Here is a 10,781-nt window from a genome sequence, read left to right as displayed (position 1 = left end):
GGGGCTGCGTCAGGTGCGCGGACCATGGGCCATGAACCTCGCGCCATCGGGATCGACGATTGGGCCTGGCGCAAAGGACGGCGCTATGGAACGCTGATCTGCGATCTTGAACGGCGGGCCGTCATCGATTTGCTGCCGGATCGCGAGCCTGCGACCGTCGCCGCTTGGCTGCGCCAGCATCCGCAAATAGAAATCGTCGCGCGAGATCGGAACGGCGGATACAGACAGGCGATTTCCGAAGCGCTTCCTTATGCGACCCAGGTTGCCGACCGTTGGCACCTTCTGCAGAACGCAAGCGATGCTTTTCTGGCCGCCGTCCGTCGCGCAATGCCGGCCATACGAAGAACGGCCTGCGGCGCCGAGCTGGATCCCGGTATTTTGACGTCGGCGGAGCGCTTGCAATTCGAAGGCTTCCAACGACGCCAGAGAACCAATGTGCTGATCCAGCGGATGGGTGCCGAAGGCGTACCCATCAAGCGGATCGTCCGAGTCACTGGTCTAAGCCGAGGCCTGGTTCGGCGCGTCCTGCGCGGCGAGCGAGAAGACGTCTTCAGGCTGCGTCAAAGCAGCCTGACCCCTTGGTTCCAGCAGCTCGAACAGTATTGGCAGGACGGATGTCGCAATGGCGCTGAACTCTGGCGTCGGCTGCGAGCGGACGGTTTCCAGGGAAGTCTCCGCGTTGTCGGGGAGTGGGCCACACGCCAGCGCCGAGCCGAGGCCGCCATCCCTCAGGGCACAGGCAAGTGCCCTCCGAGCCGCAAGATCGCGCGCATGATGACCTCTGGTCGGCATCACCTCTCGAAAGCTGACAGTATATTCGTCGCTCAGGTTGAACACGCTTTGCCGCAATTGGCGCAAGATCGCAGGCTCCTCGATGCCTTTACCTCCATGGTCCGCAACGGCGAGGAAGACGAGCTGGCTGACTGGTTAGATCAGGCGAAGGCCTCTGGGCTGGCGGCATTTTCGCGCGGTCTCTCTACCGATCTCAACGCGGTTTTGGCGGCGCTTCGTGAGCCTTGGTCCAACGGTCAGACAGAGGGCCAGATCAACCGGCTAAAATTGCTGAAACGGCAGATGTATGGCGCCGCAGGTATCGACCTGCTCTTGGCGCGCCTTCAGCATTCGGCATGAAAGGCGCCACAGAAATTGAGTCGGACCCGAATTTTGACCCCTTATCGGCATGCAATTTTGGCTCTGTCGCATATTGTGTGATTTTTGGCGGCCTCGCTCCTACATCTGGCTTGGATGCTGGAGAGGGGTGATCACCTTGACAAAGCGTTTTAACACCGAGCTTTTGCCTGAAGGGCTTCCGCCATCGGATATCACGTGGGCGGCGCGATCCTCGCGATTGACGCGGAGGTTACGGACGCAAGAGTAATTTGCCCGGGTTGCGGACAGAGGTCTACCCGTCAACATGGTCGTTACGTCCGGCACCTCAAAGATTTTCCGGCGCATGGTCGCTCCGTTCAGGTGCGCTTGTCGGCGCGACGGTTCCGCTGTGTTACGTCGTAGTGTTCCATCATGACCTTTAGCGAGAAAGTCCCAGATGACCTTGCGTGCCGTTATGGTCGTCGGACCGGTCGATTTCAGGACCTCGTCGCCTACCTCGGTCGCGCGATGGGTGGTCGGCCAGCTCAGGCACTTGGACGCCGTCTCCGGTTCGGAGTGAGCAAGGATACGTTTCTCCGCGGGGCTGCGTTAGGTGCGCGGACCATGGGCCATGAACCTCGCGTCATCGGGATCGACGATTGGGCCTGGCGCAAGGGACGGCGCTATGGAACGCTGATCTGCGATCTTGAACGGCGGGCCGTCATCGATTTGCTGCCGGATCGCGAGCCTGCGACCGTCGCCGCTTGGCTGCGCCAGCATCCGCAAATAGAAATCGTCGCGCGAGATCGGAGCGGCGGATACAGACAGGCGATTTCCGAAGCGCTTCCTTATGCGACCCAGGTCGCCGACCGTTGGCACCTTCTGCAGAACGCAAGCGATGCTTTTCTGGCCGCCGTCCGTCGCGCAATGCCGGCCATACGAAGTACGGCCTGCGGCGCCGAGCTGGATCCCGGTATTTTGACGTCGGCGGAGTGCTTGCAATTCGAAGGCTTCCAACGACGCAAGAGAACCAATGTGCTGATCCAGCGGATGGGTGCCGAAGGCGTACCCATCAAGCGCATCGTCCGAGTCACTGGTCTAAGCCGAGGCCTGGTTCGGCGCGTCCTGCGCGGCGAGCGAGAAGACGTCTTCAGGCTGCGTCAAAGCAGCCTGACCCCTTGGTTCCAGCAGCTCGAACAGTATTGGCAGGACGGATGTCGCAATGGCGCTGAACTCTGGCGTCGGCTGCGAGCGGACGGTTTCCAAGGAAGTCTGCGCGTTGTCGGGGAATGGGCCACACGCCAGCGCCGAGCCGAGGCCGCCATCCCTCAGGGCACAGGCAAGTGCCCTCCGAGCCGCAAGATCGCGCGCATGATGACCTCTGGTCAGCATCACCTCTCGAAAGCTGACAGCATATTCGTCGCTCAGGTTGAACACGCTTTGCCGCAATTGGCGCAAGATCGCAGACTCCTCGATGCCTTTACCTCCATGGTCCGCAACGGCGAGGAAGACGAGCTGGCTGACTGGTTAGATCAGGCGAAGGCCTCTGGGCTGGCGGCATTTTCGCGCGTTCTCTCTACCGATCTCAACGCGGTTTTGGCGGCGCTTCGTGAGCCTTGGTCCAACGATCAGACAGAGGGCCAGATCAACCGGCTAAAATTGCTGAAACGGCAGATGTATGGCGCCGCAGGTATCGACCTGCTCTTGGCGCGCCTACAGCATTCGGCATGAAAGGCGCCACAGAAATTGAGTCGGACCCAATTTTGGACGCCGATAAGGGGTCAAAATTCGGTGCCGATTGACAATCGGAGGCATGGACAACAAGCAGGCCGCCATCATGCGAAAGCTTCTGGTCATGGCAAACGCCTTGCTACGCAGCAATCGAATGTGGACCGAAACTCGGCCTTGACCAAGACGGATACTCCTCCCGCAGGATACGGTTCTCTTTACGCAAGCGCTCATTCTCACGGCACAGATCCGCGTCCTAGGCGGCAGCTGGATCTGTTGAATAATCTCTCATCCACTTGCCCAAGGTCGAGAACCTTACCCCAAGATCTGAGGCTACCTGACGATGCGTCAGGCCGCTGTGCGTCGCGATCCGAACCGCCTCCCGTTTGAAATCGTCACTGTGTTTGGCTGCCACATTCGGTCTCCTATATGGCGAGCATTGCTCGCAGAAAACCGGAACGGAAGTGATGCAAGTCCAGCCAGTTAAGGAACCAGACAATAGCCAATCCGCCTCAGTCGATCTAGGAAGTCCCAAAGACCACTCGCCGCTCCAAACTTACCTCATAGTTCCACCGTCCTCATAGCGACGAGCCAGATCCCTGGCTTTTTCGTAGTGCGGTGAGTTTGAGGGTAATCGGCGCGACAGGTAGTCCAACGCGAGCTGCATCTCATCTACGCTGAAGGATGTCTCATTATCGAAGCCCTCAAAAACCTCCGCCTGCTCCGCCGGTGACATCTTGCCATAGTGCTGCTCGGTGATGGTTTCTGTTTCATGCCCGAGGTTCTGCGACCACGCTTTGCGTTTTTCCGGCGTCAAACACAAAGAATCTCCCAGGCGGGCGAGTGTATGGCGTGCGGAATGTGGTGTGTAGGTTTCTGCCGAGTGTTTCCAAGCCTCTTTGAACACCGTATCTACTGCAGAGGCTGTTTTCATTGGCGGTATTGCTGCACCACCTCGACCTATGCGAACGAGCTCGCCGTGAGGCGGGAACAGTGCGTCGTCTCCGCGTAGGCCCAGCGCATCCACTTCCCGGACCCATTCACAGAGCACCTCTTGGAAAGCATCGGTGCGTGGAAACCAATGCGCAACGTAGCTCTTTCCATTTTTGGCTCGCATGACGGCACCAACTTGGCGGGCTGTCCTTGCCATCGGGTCGATGTACTTGCGCCGTAACGTGATCAGCGCATCCTCCCGTAGCCCTGTTACAAAAGCTGCAGCGAAAATCGCACGGTCCCGCCGGTCCTTAAGGGTAGAGCGCCGCATCGTCGCGAGCGCCCGCTCGGCTTCTTCCAGCATAGGATACTGTTTGGCAGGTTTCTCATCGGCTTTTGCACGGAAACCTTTAGGCAAATCGAACCAACCGTCCAGCTTTGCCAGATGCCGGTGTCCTGGCTGTTTAGAAAGCCATTCGAAAAAGGCAGCAACATACGAGGCGCGATGGGTGAGCGTGCTGCGGCTTAATCCTCCGTCCTCTTTAGGCTTACGACTGCGGTCCATAAGCTCTTCACGGTAAAACGCAGCATCCTCTGGGGTGATTTGCGCGAAAACCTTACCGTTGAGGTGCTTCTCAAAATCACGGATCGCAGCCATGTGCGCCGCCCGGGTTTGTTTTGCGAAGCGACCTGCCCAACCCTGCCATTGATGCAGCATCCGGTCATTCTCGCTACACACCTCCAAGACGCTAGACGCTGCGTTCCCAATATCACCGGGTATAGGTGCACATAATTCGTCTAAGGAGCTCTCGGTCGTGTTGGGAAACGCGCGTTTTTGGAGCATGTCGCACTCTGTCTCAGACAGTATCTTCTGAACTGCGGCAGCACAATCAGGGCATGTGGCATAAGCTAGGGTTCGCCCTGATTTGGTGGGGATGAACCGCATTGCGCTTGAGTCCGGGAAGCTTGCGGCCTTGCAGGCGAAGCACTTGAATTCACCAGGTCTGAGACATGTTCTACTGCGCGCCCTTCGTTCGCGATGAAACCTGTTCAGCTCAGCCCCACGGAACAGCAAAGGCGTTTTTCCATCGCTGGCATTCAGCTCGTGCCTGCGCCAATTGCTAACGGTATTTCGGGAGACGCCATACAACCCCATGACATCCTCAACCGAATAGACGAAATGCGCGCTCGCGGCGTTCGGTTTGTATCGGCGGCTCATTTGCGCCCGCCTTTCAAGCACAAGCTCGCCTCGAACTCCAAAAGATCCTGCAAGCGCCACCGTGTAACCCCCTGAGACAACTTAATTGGGGCGGGAAACTTGTGTCCGGGGTCTCCCGCCCAGCGCCAAACTGTTGGCCGGGATATCGAGAAGCGTCCTGCGACATCTAAATCGGTTAAATACTGAGGTGCAGTGGGCCTAGCCAGAGGCATCGACGTTTCACTGGCTTTGCCCGCAAGACCAGAGTCGTCCGTCCGCTTAGTCTCATTCGTCTCAGACGCTTTGATTGCAGCCGAAACCGGAGCATCTGGAAACAAGTCTATTTGTGTTGGGTGATCGCAAGACACGCGCCAGCCCTCCCTACTTTATGGGATTGAAGGTGCAGCAACATCTTGCGCTGTTATGGAATGGGCCCGCCTGACAACAGGTGAGCACCTGAGAGCAAGCATGAGGCCGGATGCAGCATCATGCAAGGAGAAATTTCTGACTGGATCTGATGTGGGGCCAAATGTGGGGCCGAAGATAAGTAGCGTTAAAAAATGCCACCAAAACAAAATGTTACCGAAATAAATGGCGGAGGCTCAGGGATTCGAACCCTGGGGACGCTCTCACGCCCAACGGTTTTCAAGACCGCCGCAATCGACCACTCTGCCAAACCTCCGGTCGCGGCTGCTTAGCGTGCAATTTTTGATTCTGAAAGCACCCTGTGGGGGAAAATCCGCCGAGGCCGGGAATGCAGGCTTTTCACCCGTCAACCAAATCGTTAATCTCCCGTCAAAACGGGTGCACAGACGCTCGGTTCGAGGCATGGGCGCAGAACAGTTTGCGCTTTACGATTTTCAGGCAACCGGCTCGGCCGGTGCGATGTCGCCCCGCGGTGGCATCCCAATGCAAGAGGCACGAGATGAGCAGCCCCAACACGCCACACACCTTTCTGCGCGCGCCGTTTGTCCTGTGCGCGGGCCTGCTGTTGAGCGCATGCACCGAAGGGCAGATGCCCGGCTTTCTTCAGCCCAAAGCGGACAAGGTCGCCGAACAGGGCTCTGCCCCCAGTGCGGCCATCCGTGAAACCGAACGCGATGTGGAGGCCCCTGATATCTTTGCCGCCAAGGAGCCCGGCCTGTGGGATGGCCGCCCTTCTCTTGGCGGTGTCTGGGTGGCGCATCCCGATGTCCAAGAGCCGGAACGCGCCATCATTCGCAACACAACCAACGGGCAATTCGTGATTGGCGCATTGTTCCGCAAGGAACGCTCGACCCCCGGACCGCGCCTGCAGGTGTCCTCGGATGCGGCTGCCGCGTTGGGCATGTTGGCGGGTGCGCCGACCGAGTTGGATGTGGTCGCCTTGCGCCGTGAACAGGCCCCCGCCGCCGCCCCAGTAGCCGCCGATACAGGTGGCGCGACACTCAGCGCAGCCCCCGCCGTAAGCGAAGGCGCATTGGATCCGGTAATCGACAGTGCCGCGCAGGCACTGGATGCGGCCCCTGCGCCCACGCCCGCCCCTGCCCCCGCAGCTGCGCCCAAGACATCGTCTTTGGACAAACCTTTCTTGCAGATCGGGATCTTCTCGGTTGAGCAAAACGCCAACAACACAGCCGTCGCCATGCGTCAGGCCGGTCTGACCCCGACGATCAAGCCCGGCACCTCCAGCGGCAAACCCTTCTGGCGCGTGATCGTGGGCCCGGCCCAAACCAGCGCCGAGCGCGCCGCGCTGTTGAAGACAGTGAAGGCCAGCGGATTTGAAGACGCCTATGCGGTGACCGATTAACAGCGCACGGTTGGCAAGGATGTGAACAGGCAGGTGGCGATCCGCCGCCTGCGACGGGTGACAGCCGACGCGAGTTGCGCGATAACCTGAGCCGAGCAGATTCGACCAAGGACCAGAGGCCCGCCTATGACCCGCAGCATGCCATTGATACGTAGCCTTCTTGCTTCTGCAGCCCTGTTTGCGCTGACCGGCACCGGGGCACAGGCCTTTGATACCAAGGCGAGCGCTGCTTTTGTCATCGACGTGACCACCGGCACTGTCCTGCTGAACAAAAACGCCGATGAGGCACTGCCGCCGGCGTCCATGTCAAAGCTGATGACATTATATATCGCCTTCGAGGCGATCCGTGATGGCAGGCTCAGCCTCGACGAACGTCTGCCGGTGTCGCAGCACGCCATGTCCTATACCGGCTCGACCATGTTTTTGAACACGCAGGACCGTGTCCGGGTGGAGGATCTGCTGCGCGGTGTGATCGTGTTGTCGGGCAATGATGCCTGCGCCGTTCTGGCCGAAGCCCTGTCCCCTGACGGTACAGAGACTGGATTTGCCCGCATGATGACGCAACGGGCACAACAGTTGGGGATGACCAATTCGCGCTTCAAGAACGCGTCCGGCTGGCCTGCCGAAGGCCATGAGATGTCGATGCGCGATCTGACCTTGCTGGCCACACGGATCATCAAGGACTTTCCGGAATTCTACGCCATGTTCTCCGAGCGGCGGTTTGAATTTGACGGGCGCGCGCCGTCCAACACCACGAACCGCAACCCCCTGCTGTCGCTGGACATCGGGGCGGACGGTCTGAAAACCGGCCACACCCAAGAGGCGGGATATGGTCTGGTGGGATCGGCCAAGAACGCCGACCGCCGCATTATCTTTGCCATCACGGGCATGGACAGCGCCGCCGTGCGTGCTGAGCAGTCCGAGGCCATCGTAAACTGGGCCTTCCGTCAATTCGCGGAACAGACCATTGTGACCGAAGGCACGCCCGTGACGCAGGCACAGCTATGGCTCGGGGCGGAAGAGACGGTTGATCTGGTGTCGGAACAGGACATTACCCTGCTGCTGCCGACGCTTCCCGTCGGTGCCGTCACCGCCGAGGTTGTCTATACCGGCCCGATCGAGGCCCCCGTCAAACAGGGACAGCGTCTGGCCGAGCTTATCATCCAGCCCGATGGGCTGCCCGAGACACGTGTGCCGCTGGTGGCAGCGCGCGATGTTGCTGCGGGTGGCTTTATGGACCGTATGCTGACTGTCGGTCAGGTCTTGTTCAAACGCCTGTCCGATCAGCCTGATGCGCAGGCAAGCGAGGCACAGGCGCAGGTCGCAGTACAGGGGCAGGATGCCTCGTGACGACCGGGCTTTTTCTGTCCTTCGAAGGCATCGACGGGTCGGGCAAGTCCACGCAGGCCCGCCGTTTGGCCGCGCGGCTTGAGAACGATGGCCTGTCGCCCGTTCTGACACGCGAACCGGGCGGCTCTGACGGGGCCGAGGAAATTCGCGCTCTGGTTCTACAAGGGGCAACGGATCGCTGGTCCCCCGAGACGGAATTGCTGCTGTTCACCGCAGCCCGCCGCGACCATCTGGAACGCACCATCCGCCCTGCCCTTGCCGAGGGCCGCGTCGTGATCTGTGACCGTTTCGCGGATTCCAGTCGCATGTATCAGGGGCGTCAGGGGCTGCGGGACACCGTGGACACGCTGCACGATCTCATGATCGGCACCGAGCCGGATCTGACCGTGTTGGTGGATATGGATCCCGCGTCCGCGCTGAAACGGGCCAAGGCGCGCGCCACCGCCGAAGAACGGTTCGAGGATTTCGGCCTTGCGCTGCAGGAACAGATGCGACGCGGCTTTCTGGATCTGGCCACGGAATTTCCGGACCGCATTCACGTGATCGACGGTGACCGGTCCGAGGACGCTGTGGCCGATGACATATATACTGTCGTGGCCCGCGCGCTGGAGCAGCGCCGCAATGGCTGATCCCGACAGAGCACCGGAACCGGACCGGATCGACGGCGCGCCGCACCCGCGTGAGGCCGCTCAGGTGTTTGGCCATGCACCGGCCGAGGCCGAGTTCCTGAACGCCTTCAACGCGGGCAGGCTGCACCACGCATGGCTGATGACCGGACCGCGCGGCGTGGGCAAGGCAACGCTGGCATGGCGGATCGCACGGTTTTTGCTGGCCACGCCGCCTGCCGAGGACGATGGCCTGTTTGGCGCGCCCCCTGCCCCGACCACGCTGGACATCCCGGACGATCACCCCGTGGCGCGTCGGCTGGTCGCCCGTTCCGAGCCGGGCATGTTCTTGCTGCGGCGCGGCGGGGCCGGCACGGGCGAGAGCGAGCAAAAAAAGAACTACGACGACGGCAAGTTCTCGGCCCTGATCCGTGTGGACGAGGTCCGCAAGCTGTCTCATTTCTTTTCCATGTCCTCTGCGGATGGCGGACGCCGTGTCGTCATTGTTGATGCCGCAGACGAGATGAACCCGCAGGCTGCCAACGCCCTTCTGAAGATGCTCGAAGAGCCGCCCGCGCGCTCTGTCATCTTGATGGTCTGCCATCAGCCTGCGCGCCTGTTGCCCACAATCAAAAGCCGCTGTCGCACGCTGCGACTGTCTGCCTTGGGCCATGATGATATGCTGGCGGCCCTGATGCAGGCCGGTGTCGAACTCCCCCCCGAGGAGACCGAGGCCCTGACCATGCTGTCAGAGGGATCGGTCGGTACGGCCTTGCAATTGCACAGTCTGGACGGGCTGGGACTGTACAAACAGATACTGGCGGTGTTGGGAACGATGCCACGGCTGGACCGCGGTATGGCCCTGTCGCTTGCCGAAAGCTGCGCTGGCAAGGGTCGAGAAGACCGTCTTGCGCTGCTATTGACACTTGTTGACCGGATCACCGCCCGACTGGCGCGGACCGGTGTCATGGGCGTGCCACCAGCCGAGATCGTCGCTGGCGAGGCCGAGATCCTTTCCCGCCTGTCGCCCACGCCCGAGCAGGGCCGCGCATGGGCGCAAGCCATCCAAGAAGCAGGCGACCGCGCCCGTCATGCGATTTCGGTGAACGTTGACCCGACACTGCTGGTGAACGATCTGTTCATCCAGCTACAAGGCGCGCGCTGAGATTTGCGCCGCAGTGCAGCATTTCCACGCTGCGCTGCAAAGAGGAATCACCCATGCGATTTTCGTTTTTGTTCGCGTCGATTCCGCTGCCTGCCTTTGTAGGGCTTCGGCGGCAAATACGGTTAATACCTAACAAACGTTGACCTATACGCAAATCTGCCTTTGCAGACGTGCATATAGATCAACCAAAGGGTGCGTTAACCAAAGGTAATGCACAACCCATAAACGCATTCCGCACAGTTTGGCGGCCCCATGCGAACATGGCCTTGTGCGTTCGTATGCGTTTGCCGCATGGCAGCAATGACGAGCCGGTCATTGTGCAGATGCAGCAAATGCCCCATGTTAGGGCCAACAGCGACGAAACACTGTCGCAAACGAGTTTCCGCCAAAGAGGCAATGAACCATGGCCAACGTTACAGAGTTTACCTCCCAGTCCCGCAACTCCGGCTTCGCCGGTCTGGTTGCTTCGTTCAAAGCACGCCGCGCACGTCGCAAGGTCTACAACGAGACTTTCCGTGAACTGTCGGCTCTTTCGAACCGCGAACTGTCCGATCTGGGTCTGGGTCGCTCGGAAATTCGCCGCGTTGCACTGCAGGCGGCTAACGAAATCTGAATACGGTTAGGGGCTCTCCTCCTCCCTGCCCCTACCCGTCTTAGGCGGCGCATCCTCTCCTCCTCCCTGGATGCGTCGCCACAGAACACCGCCCTTCGGGGCAGACATGCCGGACCCCTCTCCTCCTCCCTGGGGTTTCCGACATTAGCGACGGAGCCTCTCCTCCTCCCTGGCTCCGTCGCACACTCATAACGGCCCGATCCGGGCCACGCATGCCGAGCCCCTCTCCTCCTCCCTGGGGCCTCGACATAAGCGGCGGCACCTCTCCTCCTCCCTGGTGTCGCTGCGCTCATACCGCCCTTCGGGGCAGA

At 60.3% G+C, this 10,781-nt stretch carries 9 protein-coding genes, 1 tRNA gene and 1 pseudogene; 8 read left to right on the top strand and 3 right to left on the bottom strand.

Going from position 1 to position 10,781, the window contains the following annotated elements:
- The 3 genes from ACN5AZ_RS18320 to ACN5AZ_RS18310 form a co-directional block, all read left to right on the top strand.
- Positions 1 to 1,131 (top strand): ISL3 family transposase (locus ACN5AZ_RS18320; protein ID WP_419430345.1); only part of this gene is annotated, 1,131 nt, incomplete at its 5' end.
- Between the two features lie 195 nt (positions 1,132 to 1,326).
- On the top strand, positions 1,327 to 1,512 hold the full coding sequence (locus ACN5AZ_RS18315) for a transposase family protein (protein ID WP_419430344.1): 186 nt from the start codon (positions 1,327 to 1,329) through the stop codon (positions 1,510 to 1,512).
- 201 nt (positions 1,513 to 1,713) lie between these two features.
- Entirely contained in the window at positions 1,714 to 2,820 is a 1,107-nt protein-coding gene (locus ACN5AZ_RS18310; protein WP_419430343.1) for an ISL3 family transposase, read from the top strand.
- Between the two features lie 190 nt (positions 2,821 to 3,010).
- On the opposite strand, the pseudogene ACN5AZ_RS18305 reads toward ACN5AZ_RS18310, so the two are convergent.
- The 3 genes and pseudogenes from ACN5AZ_RS18305 to ACN5AZ_RS18295 form a co-directional block, all read right to left on the bottom strand.
- Positions 3,011 to 3,232: pseudogene (locus ACN5AZ_RS18305) on the bottom strand (transposase); the annotation flags it as partial.
- Between the two features lie 141 nt (positions 3,233 to 3,373).
- On the bottom strand, positions 3,374 to 4,468 hold the full coding sequence (locus tag ACN5AZ_RS18300; protein WP_419430342.1) for a tyrosine-type recombinase/integrase: 1,095 nt from the start codon (positions 4,466 to 4,468) through the stop codon (positions 3,374 to 3,376).
- A 1,072-nt stretch (positions 4,469 to 5,540) separates the two neighbouring features.
- Positions 5,541 to 5,630, bottom strand: a tRNA-Ser gene (locus ACN5AZ_RS18295).
- Between the two features lie 243 nt (positions 5,631 to 5,873).
- On the opposite strand from ACN5AZ_RS18295, the gene ACN5AZ_RS18290 reads away from it, so the two are divergent.
- The 5 genes from ACN5AZ_RS18290 to ACN5AZ_RS18270 all read left to right on the top strand — a co-directional run bounded on the left by ACN5AZ_RS18290 (position 5,874) and on the right by ACN5AZ_RS18270 (position 10,470).
- Complete coding sequence (locus ACN5AZ_RS18290; RefSeq protein ID WP_419430341.1) at positions 5,874 to 6,737, top strand: SPOR domain-containing protein; 864 nt, start codon at positions 5,874 to 5,876, stop codon at positions 6,735 to 6,737.
- Positions 6,738 to 6,875: 138 nt separating this feature from the next.
- Complete coding sequence (locus tag ACN5AZ_RS18285) at positions 6,876 to 8,087, top strand: D-alanyl-D-alanine carboxypeptidase family protein (protein ID WP_419430340.1); 1,212 nt, start codon at positions 6,876 to 6,878, stop codon at positions 8,085 to 8,087.
- Positions 8,084 to 8,716 carry a dTMP kinase gene (gene tmk / locus ACN5AZ_RS18280; protein ID WP_419430339.1) on the top strand — a complete coding sequence of 211 codons (633 nt, stop codon included), beginning with the start codon at positions 8,084 to 8,086 and terminating at the stop codon, positions 8,714 to 8,716. Before ACN5AZ_RS18285 ends, tmk begins: the two co-directional genes overlap by 4 nt.
- Positions 8,709 to 9,857 carry a DNA polymerase III subunit delta' gene (locus tag ACN5AZ_RS18275; protein ID WP_419430346.1) on the top strand — a complete coding sequence of 383 codons (1,149 nt, stop codon included), beginning with the start codon at positions 8,709 to 8,711 and terminating at the stop codon, positions 9,855 to 9,857. Before tmk ends, ACN5AZ_RS18275 begins: the two co-directional genes overlap by 8 nt.
- A gap of 403 nt (positions 9,858 to 10,260) precedes the next feature.
- Entirely contained in the window at positions 10,261 to 10,470 is a 210-nt protein-coding gene (locus ACN5AZ_RS18270) for a DUF1127 domain-containing protein (protein ID WP_419430338.1), read from the top strand.
- Positions 10,471 to 10,781 lie beyond the last annotated feature (311 nt).

This window comes from Sagittula sp. SSi028 (assembly GCF_048553715.1).
Lineage (GTDB): Bacteria > Pseudomonadota > Alphaproteobacteria > Rhodobacterales > Rhodobacteraceae > Sagittula.
Note: the sequence above shows the minus strand (reverse complement) of the source record. Positions and strands in the feature narration are given on the sequence as shown.

Bases quoted from the DNA above. Each gene is read 5' to 3' on its own strand.
- ACN5AZ_RS18310 (WP_419430343.1), top strand. From the start codon at position 1,714: ATGGGCCATGAACCTCGCGTCATCGGGATCGACGATTGGGCCTGGCGC.
- ACN5AZ_RS18290 (WP_419430341.1), top strand. From the start codon at position 5,874: ATGAGCAGCCCCAACACGCCACACACCTTTCTGCGCGCGCCGTTTGTC.
- ACN5AZ_RS18275 (WP_419430346.1), top strand. From the start codon at position 8,709: ATGGCTGATCCCGACAGAGCACCGGAACCGGACCGGATCGACGGCGCG.
- ACN5AZ_RS18300 (WP_419430342.1), bottom strand. From the start codon at position 4,468: ATGCTGCATCAATGGCAGGGTTGGGCAGGTCGCTTCGCAAAACAAACC.
- ACN5AZ_RS18270 (WP_419430338.1), top strand. From the start codon at position 10,261: ATGGCCAACGTTACAGAGTTTACCTCCCAGTCCCGCAACTCCGGCTTC.
- ACN5AZ_RS18285 (WP_419430340.1), top strand. From the start codon at position 6,876: ATGCCATTGATACGTAGCCTTCTTGCTTCTGCAGCCCTGTTTGCGCTG.